We start from the raw sequence: 12,777 nt of genomic DNA, 5'->3' as shown, positions 1-12,777 counted from the left end.
GACCGCGCGCCTGATAAGTCTTCCAACTATGACTCTTGCAGCCGCCGCCGTCCTGACGGCGACAATTGCCGCCGCGCAAAATCTCGATGCCGGCAAGTCGCCGCAAAAGCTCTTCGCCGATGGATGCGCGACCTGCCATCGCAGCCCGCGCGGCCTCGCCAAAGGGCGCTTCAACCTGACGCTGTCCTGGTTCCTGAAGGACCATTACGCAACCAGTTCGGCCACAGCCAAGGCACTTGCCGCCTATCTGGAATCGGTCGACACGGCGCCGCCTGGAGCTGCGGCCAAGCCTGGCGCGAAGCGATCCAGGCGGCGTGCTCCCACGCCGTCGCAAAGCCAGTAGGTGTGAGCCGGCTGCCCGAGAGGGCGTCGCCAAGCCGAGGCCTTGCCGGCATCAATGCACCGTGGCCGCCGAGAACAGGTTGATGACCACGACTCCGGACACGATCAGCGCGATGCCGACGAAGGCCGCAGCGTCGAGCATCTGGCGAAACAGCACGAAGGAGACCGTTGCAGTCAGGATGATGCCGACCCCGCCCCAGATCGCATAGGCGATGCTCAGGGGGATGATCCGGATCGCGACCGACAGCGCGTAGAACGAGGCGACATAGAACAGCACCATCGCCAGTGTCGGCCACAGCCGCGTGAACTGCGCGGATTGCTGGAGGAAGGCAGACGCCGTGACCTCCAGGACGATAGCGAGGGCAAGCGCTGCGTAGGCATTGAAGGCCGAAGTCATCACGGGCTCGGGCGTGTTGCGCAAAGAAAGATACCGCGCGGTACGGGGAAATGACGTTTGCCCGGGTCCAGCTATCACGTGTCAGTGACGAGCCTGCGACACGGCGGAGCGCAGCACGAAACCGCCGCGCGATGGTTCGCGCGGCGGCCCATTGGTGGTGGCGTTAGTTGATCCGCACGGAGAGTTCGACATCCTCGGCAAAGGCCGTGGACATGTAGCCGCTTCCGGGCCTGAGCATGCGCGCCAGGTAGTCGGGACTGTCGTCCGCGTTGTCGGCGACGATGATCGCGCCCGGTCGGAGATGGCCTTCGACCAGATCCAGGATATCGGGATAGAGCGCCTTGGCGCCGTCGAGCAGCACGAGATCGATCGTGTCGGGCAGGTCGACTTGAAGCGTCTTCAGCGCGTCGCCTTCGCGGATTTCGACGAGATCCAGCAGCCCGCCGGCCGCGAGGTTCTCGCGCGCCCGGGCCGCCTTGGACGGTTCGAATTCGGTGGTGATGAGGCGGCCGCCGCCATTGTCGCGCAAGCCCGCGGCAAGGTGCAGGGTCGAGACGCCGAACGAGGTGCCGAACTCGACGATCGCTTTAGCGCGGGAGCTGCGTGCGAGCATGTAAAGCAGGTGACCGGTCTCGCGGGAGACTGCGAGCGGTGCGTCCTTCAGCCGCCCGTAGAGGTCGCGGTAAGCGGTCTTGCTCCGCATCATCCGTGCGCGTTCGGCGTCGGTCACATCGGCGAACGCGGCTCGCATCGCGCCGCGCGCCGCTTCGTCCTGGTCGAACAGACGATCGAGCAGTGGTGCAAGTGATATGATGGTAGGGGTGGTCATGTGTAGTCTCCAGATGTCGTCGCGAGGCGCGTGCTTGCGTGAGAATTGAAATACGACTAATTCGTCGCATTCGCTATTCGCATTGTCCGAGGGCGCCATGGCCGATCGCCGAAGCCGTTCAGTTTCCTCACGAAAACAGCCGCAGCAGGCCCGCTCGAACGAGCTGGTGGCGGCCATTCTGCACGCGGCTGTTCAGGTCCTTGCCAAGGAGGGGGCGCAGCGTTTCACGACGGCGCGGGTGGCCGAACGGGCCGGGGTGAGCGTCGGGTCGCTCTATCAATATTTTCCGAACAAGGCGGCGATCCTGTTCCGCCTCCAGAGCGACGAGTGGCGGCGCACGAGCGAGCTCCTGCGCGGCATCCTGGCGGACCGGGCGAAACCGCCACTGGTGCGGCTGCGAGCGCTGGTCCACGCCTTCATTCGTTCCGAGTGCGAGGAGGCTGCGATCCGCACGGCGCTCAGCGACGCCGCGCCGCTCTATCGCGATGCGCCCGAAGCACACGACGCGCGGGCCGCCGGTAACGGCATCGTCGCGGCCTTCATGCGGGAGGCCCTGCCCAACGCGCCGGATGCGACGCGGGAGCTTGCCGGCGAGCTGATCAAGACGACGCTAAGCGAGGTTGGCAAGCAGTTCTCGGAGACACCGCGCAACGAGGCGGAGATCGCGCATCATGCCGACGCAATGGCCGACATGTTCTGCGCCTATATCGATGAGCTGGCGCGGCGGCGAGATCATTCCCGACATCCGCGTTTGCGGGCCAATATCGCTTCTGACTTGACCGGATCATGAGTTAGCCTCGGTTTGTCCTCCAGCCAGTCGACGAGCGCCCCGCCATGCATGTCCTCCGCCCCCAATTCCGCATCGAGGAGCAGCAAGCGCTGGAATTCGCAACCCAGCGCGGCTTCGGCATGATCGTCGCGGCGGATGAGCGCGGGCCGCGCGCTTCGCATGTGCCCTTCGTGCTGGAGCAACGCGAGGGGCGCACGATCGTGCAAATCCATTTCACCGCCGGGAATCCGCTCGTTCCGCTCGCTGATGGCGCGCGGCGCTTTCTGCTGATCGTTGCCGGCGACGACGCCTACATTTCCAACGACTGGTATTCTTCGCGCGACAACGTCTCGACCTGGCTCTACGAGGCCGTGCACCTCTCGGGCGTGGCGCATCGGCGCGGGCTCGAGGAGAACCGCAGGCACGGCGATGCGCTACTCGCGGTCGCCGAAGCGCGGCTGCCGAAGACGCCATGGGACCTGGCGCAGATGGAGCCAGACAAGCGCGAGACCATGTTGGCCGCCATTCGCGTCATCGATCTCGTAGTGGATACCGTCGAGGGGCAGACAAAGCTCAACCAGCAGAAGAGCGATGCGGACCACGTCGCGGTCGCCGGCCGGCTGGCACGGTCGGAGGAGAGCGGGCATCGGCGGCTGGCGCGGAAGATGCAAGTGCTGCGGCCGGGGCTTGGGTACCACGGTTCGTGATCCGGGCTACTCTTGCGCGCTCCGGCATTTGACCCTACGGACCTCTTTCATGCTCGTCATCTCCATTCAAAGCCAGGTGGTCCACGGTCACGTCGGCAACAGCGCCGCCGCCTATGCCATCCAGGCGGAAGGGGTGAATGTCGCGGCGGTGCCGACAACGCTGCTGTCGAACCATCCGCGTTATCCGAGCCTGCGCGGGCGGGTGCTGGAGACAGAGCTTGTTTCAGATTTGCTCAGAGGCGTCGAGGAGCGCGATCTCGTCGACGAGGCCGCGATCCTCGTCACCGGCTATCTCGGTTCGTCCGGCAATGCCGCTGTCGTCGCCGATTTCGTCGAGCGGGCGCTGACCCGCAATTCGAAGCTGGTCTATCTCTGCGACCCCGTGATCGGCGATGACGGCCGGGTCTACGTCGCCGACGGCATCCTGGACGTGGTCCGGCACCGGCTGCTGCCGGTCGCCAATCTGACCACGCCGAACCAGTTCGAACTCGGGCTGCTCGCAGGCCTCGACATCGCGGATGTGCAGGGCCTGCGCGCGGCGTGCGCGGCGCTGGCCGGGACCGGCCGCATCGACGTGGTCGCCACCGGTTGCACGCTCACTGATACGGCGGAAGGGCAGGTGGAAACGATTCTGTGCGCCGACGGTCAGTTGTCGCGCTTTGCGACGCTGCGCCTGCCGATCCGCCCCTCAGGCACCGGCGATCTCCTCACCGGCATGATTGCGGCGCATCTGGCCAAGGGCACAGCGATCGAGGCGGCGGTACGGCTCGCAGTCGAAACCATCTTTGCAGTGCTGGTGCGCACGCAGGAAGCAGGCACCGCGGAGATGCGGCTCGTGCCGCTGCCGACGCCGGGACGGTAGACCGTCATGCTCAGGTCGCGCGCTTCGCGGCCGATTGCGCTGATTTCTGCGGCTTCGCCGGGACCCTCTGCTCGCGCGTCGCTTGTGCCTTCGCCTTTGGCGGCTTTGCGCTTGCCACGGCCCGCGCCTTCCTCGGCTTGACGCTGGCTTCCTTACGGTCCGACGTGCCTCGGCGCGAGACGTATTCCGTACCGTCGACCGGGCCGACATGCGGGGGATCGCGGCCGAGATAGGGTCGGCCGATGCCGAGCGCCTTGCCATTGGCATCGACCCACTTCCACAGCACCTCGGTCGAGACCCAGCGCTGCGCGCGGTTGTCGCCCTTGGTGCTGACGATGTCGGCCGCCATGCCGTGGCCGTAGCCGCCGCGCGTGCTGCCGCCGTGATAGGAGCGGTCGGAGGCGGCTTTCAGGCCGCTCGCGATCGACTGGCGATAGTCGTCGCGGAACGCGCTGGTGATGCCCGGCGAAAGCCCAGCAGCCTCAGCCGCGAGCAACGTACGAAACAGCTTTTTCTTGAAACTCTTGTCCATGCCGCCGATGACGTAGTCCATCATCGACATGCCGGCGCGGTCGGCCGCCTTCGGATCCTTCCAGCCAAAGTCCTCGTCGACCAGTTTCGTGAAGCTGCGCATCACGGTTACCATCTTGCCCTTGCGCTTGACGGTGACGGCGCGGCGATCCTCGACCTTGACCGAGTCTTCCTTGGGCGTGCGCTGGTAGAGCGCCCAGAGATAGCGGTCGATGCAGGCTTCCATGACGTAGCATTCGTCGAGTACCGCGGTCGTATCCGCAGACGGCGAAGCCTTGCTCGCGGCAGGCGCGGGGCCGGTCGCGATCGTCGCGGGCGACAGCGCGTCCGTCGTCACGATCTCAGTGGGATCGGCGGATGCGAGCTTTATCACGGGCTCCGGCGCCGGAGCCGGAGCAACCTCGCTGGCGACTGGTGTTGGGTCAGGCGAAATCTGCGGCGCGAGCGGCGCCTCGGTCGGCAAGATCAGCACTGGGTCGGCCGAGGCGAGCTTGATGGCCAGAGCTGGGGCCTCGGGCGCTGCCACTTCGGTGGTTACGATCGAGGGTGTCGCAGCGACGGCGGCCGCGATATCGGCGGTCAGGGCGACGCCGTCCTCGATGGCCGCAGCGTGCGGGATGTCGGCGAGGTCGAGCCGGCCAAGATCCTTAGCGCGCGAGACGGCAGAAGCATTGGCGCCGCTGTTCTCGATGAGGGCAGGAGCATACGCGGACAAAGAAAGCGCCAGCCAGCCGGCGAGAACCGCCGAGGGGCAGGAGACCGCCACCAGAAGAGACCGCCGATCATTCATGATCCCTGCCTCCAAACGGTTCTGTTGAACCTCGTCTTCTCCGAATAGTCTGACCAGACAGTCTTGGCCAAACAGTCTTGCACGAAAAGGCACGCCGCGCGTCGATTGTTCGGAGGACGGTGTGGCGGCGCAATGGCGCAATTCGGCAAAAGCGGGCTTTTCGACCAGGTGTTGCGCGGGGGCAACGCGGGTTCCATCACGGTTCCACCGGCGCTTGCGCGCGGGCGGTGTGCAAAATTCGATAAGGGCGAATATTCTGGCACGGGTCGCCGTAAGGGTGTTTCACCCACACGTTGCGCAACCTTGTCACGGTCGGCGCGTTAGGCGCCCATGACGCACTCCTCGCTTCGTCCGATGGACGCCTTCGATCCCAGCGAGCCCGCCATCCTGCACGACCAGCTCTCCGATACGATCATCACCTGGACCGCTGAGCAGGCCGACGATTTCACGCGGGCCAGCCGAACGGGCGATGACGGAACCGTGATCTGGAAGGACTACGTTTTCGACGGCTGGGGCCATGTGCTCGGCGGCTGAGTCCCCGCCCACGCGCATTAAACATATTGCCATGCACCCGGCGCGTTGTTGCGTTGCAACAACGGATGTCGCAATGCAGCAAAACGCGCTTAAATGTGCTCCGAATCTTCCACTGAAGGAGCATCACCCATGAACAAGAAGACTCTGTCGATCGCCGCCGCCATCCTGACGATCGCGGGCAGCACCGCGGCTTTCGCCGCTGAGCTGCCGACTTATGAGGCCAACGGTTTTCCGGTTTCCCCGATGCAGGTGCGCGTGCTCGGTGCCGCGCATGTCGAGCAGCAGGCCTCGGCGCCCACCAACGTTGCTTCGGTTCACCAAGCTCGCGTTCTGTCGCCGCGCAAGGTGAAGACCGCTGATGTGACAACGGGTAGCGCCCGCTGATCTGGGGCCCACAAGCCAACATCAAGCCAACGCAGGTTCTTTTTCCGAGCCTGCCTGGACCGCGTTCCCTTCGGGAGCGCGGTCTTTTTTTTGCGCGGCGAGTCATGATCACGTGTCACTTGTGTACGGCCGTTCAAAGCGAGTGTGATCTCTTTAATAGTTGCTTTGCAGATCGCGGCGCTTGATGCGGTCGCTGCTTATTGAGCAGCCAAGAATCATTTTCATAATGGAGTAGTCATGCCCATTGCACAGAAAGCCGTTGTTGCAAGCGTCTCGCCGCGCGCGTTCATTCTTAGGCATCTCGCCTTGTTCGCAGCCGCCGCGCTGTTCGTGTTCGTTCTGAGCCTGACATATGGGCTCGATCTCAGCCCCGGATTTTTCTAGCCAGATCTGCAACGGCATGGGTTGAGCCTCGTCGCGCGCTGACATAAGCCTTGCTGATGGATCAGCGGACGAGCGGCGCCGACGCTCTCACTCAAAAGAACGATGCGGCGCCGGCGCTTGTCGGCGTGCTCTGCGGCCTCGCCGCGGCGGTGTTCTGGGCGCTCGGCTTTGCCGGCACGCGGCACGGGCTCAAGGTCGGCTTCACTCCGGTCGATCTGCTCGTGCATCGCTATGTCTGGTCCGGCATCGCGTTCCTGCCGCTGGTGATACGCGGCGGCATCTCCGATCTCTGCGGCATCGGCTGGGGCAGGGGCCTTGCGCTGATGGTGCTCGGCGGCCCCGTGATGTCGCTGATCTCCTACACTGGTTTTCTGTTCGTGCCGCTCGGCCATGGCAGCGTGATCCAGCCCTCCTGCGCGACCCTCGGCGGCCTGCTGCTCGCGGCCTTGTTCCTGAAGGAGCACGTCTCCGCGTCGCGCATCGCCGGCGCTGTCGTCATCGTCGGCGGACTCGGCGTGATCGGCGCGGAATCAATCGGCCATATCGGCGTCGACGGCGTGCTCGGCGATCTGACCTTCGTGCTGACCGGATTGATGTTCGCAGGTTTCGGCGCGCTGCTGCGCCACTGGCGTGTCTCGGCCGTGTCGGCTGCGCTCGTCATCAACGTGCTGTCGCTGCTGCTGCTGCCGATCTACCTCATGACCGGCGGACTCGCGCGGATCGCGGCGATCGGTATCGGTGAGAACGCCATCCAGGCGCTGGCGCAGGGCGTGCTTGCGGGCCCGGCTGCGCTTTATCTGTTCGCAGTCTCGGTGCAACGCCTCGGCGTTGCCCGCGCCGCCGTCGTCCCTGCCTGCGTGCCGGCGCTGACGGTGCTCACCGGCTGGCTCCTGCTCGGCGAGCCGCCGACACTATTGCAGACGGCGGGATTGGTCACGGTACTGTGCGGATTCTATCTGGCGCAGAGGCAGCGATAGATCGCAGCCTCCAAAACGGCGCTTACCATTCGATGGTGGTGAACTTGACGCCGCGGCAGGTCAGCTCCCGCCCGAGCCGCTCGGCGCGCTCGCTGGCGGATTTTCCGAGCAGCCGATACCTGCCGCCGAGCGCCTTGTCGGCGGCAACCTGATGCCGGATGTTTTCGTACAATCGCAAGACGGCCTGATCGCTCAGATTGTCGAACATGTCATCGGTGGGGTTCGGCCCGGTCGCGTCGCTTGTTGGCGGTTCTCGCAGAGCGGCCTCCCGAAATTGTCGTGCGGATGCTGAGTGATCGGTACCGGCCCGGCGCAGCAGCGTATGTCCACTTTTGAACAGGACGTGCGGCTGGCGGGATCGTAGGGCGAGTTATTTTCGCGTAGCGGCCGCTGAACCTGACGACGGCGTCGCGGGCTCCCATGGCGCGGGCAGAACGACGCGAATGGGTCGCGCATCGCCCGCAGGACCGCTCGTGCCGGCGGCGGCCGAGGACGGCTGGTCGTGCAGATCGCTGGCCGCGGCAACCGCGATCGAAGCCAAAACGAGACTCGCCGAGATCGCGATGATCCGCAAATCGAAAACCATTTCCGCCATCCTCTGTTGACACAGAGAACGGCCGAACTCGCGAAAAGTTCAGGCCGACGCATCGCTTCTTCGTCCCGATGCGTCGTTGGCGGTCGCCTGGCGTTCGCGGCCCTTACGCCTTCCTCACGAACTCCGATTTCAAATTCATCGCGCCGATGCCGTCGATCTTGCAGGCGATGTTGTGGCCGTCGGTCGCGTCCTGCAGGCGGATGTTGCGGACCTTGGTGCCGCCCTTGACGACGGAGGAGGAGCCCTTGACCTTGAGATCCTTCATCACGATGACGCTGTCGCCATCAGTGAGCGCATTGCCGTTGGCATCGCGCACGCCGGTCTCTTGCGCGGCGTCCGCGGCGGCCTCCGCCGTGCCGCTCCATTCGTGGCCGCATTCCGGGCAGACCCAGAGGCCGCGATCCTGATAGGCGTGCTCGGAGCTGCAGGTCGGACATTTCATCGCGTCGGTCATTATTCGCCTCGTCGCCCGTCACGGGCGCGCCGCACGCTTTCCGCCGGAAAAAGATGGATTGGGAGCAAATCCTTTACCATGGCTTTCAGTCCTGGCGGAACCCTTGGAAACTTAGGAGTTCAGGAAAAACTCTGAGGTATCGAGGTCCGGAATTTGTAGCTGCGTCGGTTCGACGTCGCGGCGGAAGGGAGTGTTCTGGTCATGAGCGAGCATCGCGCCGCAGTCAGACATCACACGCTGCGCACCGGCATTGTCGAGTTCGACAACGGCACCGGCAAGATCATCAGCGCGCCCTGCACCATCCGCGATGTCTCCGGCACCGGCGCACGCCTCGGCCTCAACGCCTCGCTCTGGGTCGCCGAGCAGTTCACGCTGGTCTTCAGCAGCGGACTGCGCAAGGACTGCCGGGTTGCCTGGCGCAAGGGCAGGCTGATCGGCAGCGCGTTCGCGGACGGTTATGCGAGCGCGGACGAGCAGGCCGTCATGATGACCGCGGACGAGCAGTCCCGACACCGGCTGGGGATAGGTGCGCGCCTCAGGGCTGCGCGCGAAAAACGCGGCTACACGCAAAGCCAGCTCGCCGAGCTTATCGGCGCCACGCCTGCCTTCGTCTCTCTGGCCGAGGAGGGCCTGGCGGACATTCCGCTGTATCAGCTGATGCACATCGCCGATCTGCTGATGGTCGGCCTCGACGGGCTCGTCGCGGGGCCGGCGCCCGAGGATGTCGACGCGGCGTAGTCAGCACCCCGTCAAAATAAAAACGTCGAAAACAACCCCATGCACAGTAGAAATCCCGAGGGATTTCAGTGTGTTGGAAATCCGAAAAAGCGTTGGTATTGGGCCGTAGCCCGGATGGAGCGAAGCGCAATCCGGGAATCGCGCCGCGGGCACCGTCCGGGCTACGGCCTCGCCTCGACTTCGGCGATACCGAATCGAATTTGACTCGTCGGGCAAAACAGGGGCAGTATGGCAAGATGGCGCCGCTGGAAGCTGGTGGCTCGCCAGCTGCGGAGCGACATGCCAAAGAAAGCAAAACCAAAAAGAAAACTGAAGACCTACCAGACCTCGCTCGGCTTCTACGACCAGGCGATCGCCGCGCCCTCGATGAAGGCGGCGCTGGACGCCTGGGGCGCCAGGTCCAATCTGTTTCATCAGGGTGCTGCGAAAGAGACCGACGACCCCGACATCGTCGCGGCGACGATGGAGAAGCCGGGCGTGGTGCTCAGGCGTCCGGTCGGATCGGACGGGGCGTTCACCGAGCATTCCGAGTTGCCGACCGATCTCGCTGACGACGGGGCCAAGCCCAAACGCAAAGCGAAGTCCAAACCGAAAAAGAGTTCTTCAAAGGCTACAAAGCAGCCAGCCCGCAAGGTCGACGCTCAACAGGCGCGCAAGGCCGCCGCAGCATTCGAGAAGGAAGAGAAGCGGCGGGAAGCCGAGCGCCGCAAGGAAGAGGCCGCCCGCGCCAAGGAGCGCGCGCGCCGCGACAAGGCGGTCGCGAGCGCGCAGGCGGCGCTGGACGAGGCGAGGCGGCAGCACGAATCGCGGGCGGAGGCGATCGAATCTGAGCGCGCCGCGCTCGATCAACGCGCCGAGGCGGAGGCGACGCGTTGGGACAAGCAGCGGATGAAGCTGGCGGAGGCTGTGCGTCGCGCGCGGGAGTAGGGCTTAGCCGCGTGCTTCGAGGCAGGCGCGGACCTTGTCCGCCTGCGCGCGCGGCACGGCATGGGCGCGCCACTGCTCGCGCGTGGCGCCCGCTGCGGTCAGGCACCGGCCGATGTTGCGATCGTAAGCGTCCTGGGACATGCGCTCGCGCTTAGCCTGGCAGGCAGCGTTGCCGCCACACTCGTAAACGGGGGCAGCCTTGGCCATCGAGATACCCAGGGACAAAAACGCCACGACCAAAGATGCCATCAGCTTGTACATATATCCCCCAGAGGCTGGAATCGATTTGCTTCAATCGCAGACGTTTAGCGTGTTGGATCGCTATTTGCAATCCAGGCGAGAGCGGAGGCGATCAAAGCGCAGCACGCTGCGCTGGAGAGCGCGCGGAAGCGGAGCAGAGCCGGTGGGACAAGCAGTGGATGAAGCTGACGGAGGCGGTGCAGCCAGCATCGGTCGTTCCGGCAAAGCTTGATCGCAAATTCGCTTGCCTTGCCTGGCGTCCTTTTGCACTCTGGCGGCAAGGAGACAAACGCATGAAGATCATGACTGTCGCGTGTGCGCTCGGAACCGCCTTGGTGCTGTGTAATCTCGGGGTATCGGATGCCGAAGCCCGGGCGCGGAAGGCCCGCGTGGTGGATGAACAACGGTTGAGGGTGGATGTCCCGGTGCTCAGGCCGACGCCGTGGGATTACAATATCGTTCCGCGCTATCGTTATCGCCCTGAAGACGACCGGGTCGACCCCTACGGCCCGCCTTTGGTGTCGTCGTATGTCCGCTATGAGGGCTGGCGCTGGCCGTACTGGTGGTGAAGGCCAGCGACGGAGGTGGAATTGATGACGGCCTGCATCGCGACGCTAACGTTTGCGTGGCGATGAAGGTTGCTCCAGTTGAGGGTCATCCATGTATTCCTCCGCCAAGGCTCCATCCAGCACGGCGCGAAATTGTCCTGACCGATAGAACTGGCGAGCTTTGGCTGTCTTCAATCGCTTCAGGAGATGCATTGTATCCTCCAGGACGCTGGAGACCATCACCTCCTCGCAAACCCAGATTGCCGGAACCGGCTCGAAATCGTCGGTCCTCCTGCATTGAAATGGGGATGTGAGCTGACTGGCCGTATCGATCAATCCGTCGCACGATTTTGACCGGGGAGCCGATTGGCATTGCCGCAACTGCTGGACGAGAACCGGGCAAAGCTGTCTTGCGGGACACTCGCCGTCGCGGTCCCAGGTTCGATCGGAAAACGATACTTTCAATCCGGCGAGTGATTGCGTTGCTCGGATTTCGATGTGACCCGGAACATTCCGAGGAGAGAAAAACCAGTTGAAGAAACATTGAGGGTTGCCTTGAGCGACCGAAAGATGGGCGGTCTTCGCGGTCCAGGGGACAAGCCAGGCGGCAGGCTGCCGAAACGGAAAGAACGGATTTTCGGGTGTCCAGATGATATCGAGGTCGGTCGGCTCGCTCAGTCCCGCAAGCTGAATGCGCTTGTAGAGATGTCCGTCCATTGGAAAGAAAAGGCTGTCCTGGCTCGGCGTCGTCCTGCTGCGATCCGGCTCGGGCATATATGGTTGCTCGATCGGACAGTCCGGGACCTGGACCAGGTCGGTCCCCCGCATCAGGGCTTGGCCGCTCGCGCCTGACACGGCAGTGCACACGAGCAGGACCGCACCCAGGAGGGATCGAAGCGTCCTCACTCCGGGGACGCACTTGAGAAAGTGAGACGATGCCATCCAGCGTCAGTATCGCCCAGAGATTGCGGAATCCATAAGGGCGTTCTTCGAATTGAAGAGGCTGTAGCGGCGCTAACCGCCATCCTCCGCAGCAAGCCGCACAAACTGCCGCTTCATCGCGTTGACCCTGGCGACGTAGCTCGCGACGAGGTGATCGCCGCAGCGCTCGTCGGTGATCATCTGGAACTTGCGGCGCGCATAGGCCGTGGCGGGGCCAGCGCCGCAGAGATGGATGAAGGCGGCGAGATCCTGCTTCTCGCGCGCGCTCGCCTTCACATCGCCCGCGCGCGTGAGAACATCGGCGACATTGCGGTCCAGATACACCGATGCCAGCTCGATGGCGTGGCTCGGGATCGCGCGGACATAGAGGAAGGGTGAGCCGCAGCCGGCCTCCGTGACCGCGTTGCTGCGAATACAGAACCGCGCGGCGTCGGCGTAGGCTGCGTCCAGCATCTGGAACAGGCCGACGGCGCTGGAGGCGGGCCGGTAGATCGCGAGCGGATTGAAACTCCATCGCCAGCGCCAGTAGGTGCGCGCGAGCGGATTGCCCGATGTCTCGACCTGCGCCAGCGCGGCCAGCAATTCGGGCGTGATCGTCGCGGTGGCATGCTTGCGGAACAGCGGCCCGTATTGCCGCCAGGTCTCCGATGGCTCCTTGTCGAGCGCGTGGCCGACAAGGACGAACAGCTCGGTCGGCTTGCGCATGGTTTGATAGGCGATATTCACGAGCACGACGACCGCAAGCAGCATCGCCATGCCGCCCGCGATCCGAACCATCCGCGGTGCGCGCGCGAAAGTCTTTCGCATCCATCGCGCGCTACGCCGGA

General features: G+C 64.3%; 20 protein-coding genes. 10 read left to right on the top strand and 10 right to left on the bottom strand.

The annotated features are described in order from the left end of the window. The first annotated feature begins 28 nt into the window (after positions 1 to 28). Positions 29 to 343, top strand: a complete 315-nt coding sequence (locus AC0L3C_RS02490; RefSeq protein ID WP_473277996.1) for a hypothetical protein — start codon at positions 29 to 31, stop codon at positions 341 to 343. A gap of 51 nt (positions 344 to 394) precedes the next feature. Here the strand turns inward: AC0L3C_RS02490 and AC0L3C_RS02485 are convergent, their stop codons facing one another. Continuing rightward, a complete protein-coding gene (locus AC0L3C_RS02485) occupies positions 395 to 739 on the bottom strand; it encodes a DMT family transporter (RefSeq protein ID WP_473277997.1) in 345 nt (114 codons plus the stop codon). A gap of 163 nt (positions 740 to 902) precedes the next feature. After that, positions 903 to 1,568: an O-methyltransferase gene (locus AC0L3C_RS02480; protein WP_473277998.1), complete on the bottom strand. Its 666-nt coding sequence runs from the start codon at positions 1,566 to 1,568 to the stop codon at positions 903 to 905. Between the two features lie 97 nt (positions 1,569 to 1,665). Between AC0L3C_RS02480 and AC0L3C_RS02475 the strand changes: the two genes are divergently transcribed. The 3 genes from AC0L3C_RS02475 to pdxY are packed head-to-tail and all read left to right on the top strand — an operon-like array spanning position 1,666 to position 3,906. Continuing rightward, complete coding sequence (locus AC0L3C_RS02475; protein WP_473257017.1) at positions 1,666 to 2,358, top strand: TetR/AcrR family transcriptional regulator; 693 nt, start codon at positions 1,666 to 1,668, stop codon at positions 2,356 to 2,358. Positions 2,359 to 2,402: 44 nt separating this feature from the next. Then, complete coding sequence (locus tag AC0L3C_RS02470; protein ID WP_473277999.1) at positions 2,403 to 3,044, top strand: FMN-binding negative transcriptional regulator; 642 nt, start codon at positions 2,403 to 2,405, stop codon at positions 3,042 to 3,044. Positions 3,045 to 3,093: 49 nt separating this feature from the next. Next, the gene (pdxY, locus tag AC0L3C_RS02465) at positions 3,094 to 3,906 is read left to right on the top strand and encodes a pyridoxal kinase (protein WP_473407047.1); all 813 of its coding nucleotides are present in this window, start codon (positions 3,094 to 3,096) and stop codon (positions 3,904 to 3,906) included. 10 nt (positions 3,907 to 3,916) lie between these two features. Here pdxY and AC0L3C_RS02460 read toward each other — a convergent pair whose 3' ends face one another. After that, positions 3,917 to 5,227 carry a M15 family metallopeptidase domain-containing protein gene (locus AC0L3C_RS02460; RefSeq protein ID WP_473407046.1) on the bottom strand — a complete coding sequence of 437 codons (1,311 nt, stop codon included), beginning with the start codon at positions 5,225 to 5,227 and terminating at the stop codon, positions 3,917 to 3,919. Positions 5,228 to 5,557: 330 nt separating this feature from the next. Between AC0L3C_RS02460 and AC0L3C_RS02455 the strand changes: the two genes are divergently transcribed. Together AC0L3C_RS02455 and AC0L3C_RS02450 are read left to right on the top strand one after the other, a co-directional pair. Then, on the top strand, positions 5,558 to 5,761 hold the full coding sequence (locus AC0L3C_RS02455) for a hypothetical protein (protein WP_473407045.1): 204 nt from the start codon (positions 5,558 to 5,560) through the stop codon (positions 5,759 to 5,761). Positions 5,762 to 5,890: 129 nt separating this feature from the next. Beyond that, positions 5,891 to 6,145: a hypothetical protein gene (locus AC0L3C_RS02450; RefSeq protein WP_018454524.1), complete on the top strand. Its 255-nt coding sequence runs from the start codon at positions 5,891 to 5,893 to the stop codon at positions 6,143 to 6,145. Positions 6,146 to 6,298: 153 nt separating this feature from the next. Here the strand turns inward: AC0L3C_RS02450 and AC0L3C_RS02445 are convergent, their stop codons facing one another. After that, positions 6,299 to 6,547: a hypothetical protein gene (locus AC0L3C_RS02445; protein WP_473258389.1), complete on the bottom strand. Its 249-nt coding sequence runs from the start codon at positions 6,545 to 6,547 to the stop codon at positions 6,299 to 6,301. A 38-nt stretch (positions 6,548 to 6,585) separates the two neighbouring features. Here AC0L3C_RS02445 and AC0L3C_RS02440 point away from each other — a divergent pair, with 38 nt between their 5' ends. Further along, the gene (locus tag AC0L3C_RS02440; protein ID WP_473257012.1) at positions 6,586 to 7,506 is read left to right on the top strand and encodes a DMT family transporter; all 921 of its coding nucleotides are present in this window, start codon (positions 6,586 to 6,588) and stop codon (positions 7,504 to 7,506) included. Between the two features lie 22 nt (positions 7,507 to 7,528). Here the strand turns inward: AC0L3C_RS02440 and AC0L3C_RS02435 are convergent, their stop codons facing one another. The 3 genes from AC0L3C_RS02435 to AC0L3C_RS02425 all read right to left on the bottom strand — a co-directional run bounded on the left by AC0L3C_RS02435 (position 7,529) and on the right by AC0L3C_RS02425 (position 8,555). Further along, complete coding sequence (locus AC0L3C_RS02435; protein WP_473257010.1) at positions 7,529 to 7,714, bottom strand: hypothetical protein; 186 nt, start codon at positions 7,712 to 7,714, stop codon at positions 7,529 to 7,531. A 162-nt stretch (positions 7,715 to 7,876) separates the two neighbouring features. Beyond that, positions 7,877 to 8,092: a hypothetical protein gene (locus AC0L3C_RS02430; protein WP_473278004.1), complete on the bottom strand. Its 216-nt coding sequence runs from the start codon at positions 8,090 to 8,092 to the stop codon at positions 7,877 to 7,879. Between the two features lie 112 nt (positions 8,093 to 8,204). Next, complete coding sequence (locus AC0L3C_RS02425) at positions 8,205 to 8,555, bottom strand: zinc ribbon domain-containing protein YjdM (RefSeq protein ID WP_473278005.1); 351 nt, start codon at positions 8,553 to 8,555, stop codon at positions 8,205 to 8,207. Between the two features lie 201 nt (positions 8,556 to 8,756). On the opposite strand from AC0L3C_RS02425, the gene AC0L3C_RS02420 reads away from it, so the two are divergent. Together AC0L3C_RS02420 and AC0L3C_RS02415 are read left to right on the top strand one after the other, a co-directional pair. Then, a complete protein-coding gene (locus AC0L3C_RS02420; protein ID WP_473278006.1) occupies positions 8,757 to 9,293 on the top strand; it encodes a helix-turn-helix domain-containing protein in 537 nt (178 codons plus the stop codon). 279 nt (positions 9,294 to 9,572) lie between these two features. Continuing rightward, positions 9,573 to 10,220 carry a cell envelope biogenesis protein TolA gene (locus AC0L3C_RS02415; RefSeq protein ID WP_473407044.1) on the top strand — a complete coding sequence of 216 codons (648 nt, stop codon included), beginning with the start codon at positions 9,573 to 9,575 and terminating at the stop codon, positions 10,218 to 10,220. 3 nt (positions 10,221 to 10,223) lie between these two features. Here AC0L3C_RS02415 and AC0L3C_RS02410 read toward each other — a convergent pair whose 3' ends face one another. Next, positions 10,224 to 10,481, bottom strand: a complete 258-nt coding sequence (locus AC0L3C_RS02410) for a hypothetical protein (protein ID WP_473407043.1) — start codon at positions 10,479 to 10,481, stop codon at positions 10,224 to 10,226. Positions 10,482 to 10,639: 158 nt separating this feature from the next. On the opposite strand from AC0L3C_RS02410, the gene AC0L3C_RS02405 reads away from it, so the two are divergent. Beyond that, entirely contained in the window at positions 10,640 to 11,029 is a 390-nt protein-coding gene (locus AC0L3C_RS02405; protein ID WP_473278008.1) for a hypothetical protein, read from the top strand. A gap of 45 nt (positions 11,030 to 11,074) precedes the next feature. Here AC0L3C_RS02405 and AC0L3C_RS02400 read toward each other — a convergent pair whose 3' ends face one another. Both AC0L3C_RS02400 and AC0L3C_RS02395 read right to left on the bottom strand, forming a co-directional pair. Then, the gene (locus AC0L3C_RS02400) at positions 11,075 to 11,782 is read right to left on the bottom strand and encodes a hypothetical protein (RefSeq protein ID WP_473278009.1); all 708 of its coding nucleotides are present in this window, start codon (positions 11,780 to 11,782) and stop codon (positions 11,075 to 11,077) included. Between the two features lie 240 nt (positions 11,783 to 12,022). After that, positions 12,023 to 12,757: a lytic transglycosylase domain-containing protein gene (locus tag AC0L3C_RS02395; RefSeq protein ID WP_473407042.1), complete on the bottom strand. Its 735-nt coding sequence runs from the start codon at positions 12,755 to 12,757 to the stop codon at positions 12,023 to 12,025. Positions 12,758 to 12,777: the final 20 nt, after the last annotated feature.

Source organism: Bradyrhizobium sp. WSM4872 (genome assembly GCF_055811715.1).
The sequence above is the reverse complement of the archived record's forward strand: the minus strand, read 5'-3'. Positions and strand labels throughout refer to the sequence as shown.

Coding starts and splice junctions, on each gene's coding strand:
- AC0L3C_RS02490 (WP_473277996.1), top strand. CDS start 29: ATGACTCTTGCAGCCGCCGCCGTCCTGACGGCGACAATTGCCGCCGCG.
- AC0L3C_RS02485 (WP_473277997.1), bottom strand. CDS start 739: ATGACTTCGGCCTTCAATGCCTACGCAGCGCTTGCCCTCGCTATCGTC.
- AC0L3C_RS02480 (WP_473277998.1), bottom strand. CDS start 1,568: ATGACCACCCCTACCATCATATCACTTGCACCACTGCTCGATCGTCTG.
- AC0L3C_RS02475 (WP_473257017.1), top strand. CDS start 1,666: ATGGCCGATCGCCGAAGCCGTTCAGTTTCCTCACGAAAACAGCCGCAG.
- AC0L3C_RS02470 (WP_473277999.1), top strand. CDS start 2,403: ATGCATGTCCTCCGCCCCCAATTCCGCATCGAGGAGCAGCAAGCGCTG.
- pdxY (WP_473407047.1), top strand. CDS start 3,094: ATGCTCGTCATCTCCATTCAAAGCCAGGTGGTCCACGGTCACGTCGGC.
- AC0L3C_RS02460 (WP_473407046.1), bottom strand. CDS start 5,227: ATGAATGATCGGCGGTCTCTTCTGGTGGCGGTCTCCTGCCCCTCGGCG.
- AC0L3C_RS02455 (WP_473407045.1), top strand. CDS start 5,558: ATGACGCACTCCTCGCTTCGTCCGATGGACGCCTTCGATCCCAGCGAG.
- AC0L3C_RS02450 (WP_018454524.1), top strand. CDS start 5,891: ATGAACAAGAAGACTCTGTCGATCGCCGCCGCCATCCTGACGATCGCG.
- AC0L3C_RS02445 (WP_473258389.1), bottom strand. CDS start 6,547: ATGCCGTTGCAGATCTGGCTAGAAAAATCCGGGGCTGAGATCGAGCCC.
- AC0L3C_RS02440 (WP_473257012.1), top strand. CDS start 6,586: ATGGATCAGCGGACGAGCGGCGCCGACGCTCTCACTCAAAAGAACGAT.
- AC0L3C_RS02435 (WP_473257010.1), bottom strand. CDS start 7,714: ATGTTCGACAATCTGAGCGATCAGGCCGTCTTGCGATTGTACGAAAAC.
- AC0L3C_RS02430 (WP_473278004.1), bottom strand. CDS start 8,092: ATGGTTTTCGATTTGCGGATCATCGCGATCTCGGCGAGTCTCGTTTTG.
- AC0L3C_RS02425 (WP_473278005.1), bottom strand. CDS start 8,555: ATGACCGACGCGATGAAATGTCCGACCTGCAGCTCCGAGCACGCCTAT.
- AC0L3C_RS02420 (WP_473278006.1), top strand. CDS start 8,757: ATGAGCGAGCATCGCGCCGCAGTCAGACATCACACGCTGCGCACCGGC.
- AC0L3C_RS02415 (WP_473407044.1), top strand. CDS start 9,573: ATGCCAAAGAAAGCAAAACCAAAAAGAAAACTGAAGACCTACCAGACC.
- AC0L3C_RS02410 (WP_473407043.1), bottom strand. CDS start 10,481: ATGTACAAGCTGATGGCATCTTTGGTCGTGGCGTTTTTGTCCCTGGGT.
- AC0L3C_RS02405 (WP_473278008.1), top strand. CDS start 10,640: ATGAAGCTGACGGAGGCGGTGCAGCCAGCATCGGTCGTTCCGGCAAAG.
- AC0L3C_RS02400 (WP_473278009.1), bottom strand. CDS start 11,782: ATGCCCGAGCCGGATCGCAGCAGGACGACGCCGAGCCAGGACAGCCTT.
- AC0L3C_RS02395 (WP_473407042.1), bottom strand. CDS start 12,757: ATGCGAAAGACTTTCGCGCGCGCACCGCGGATGGTTCGGATCGCGGGC.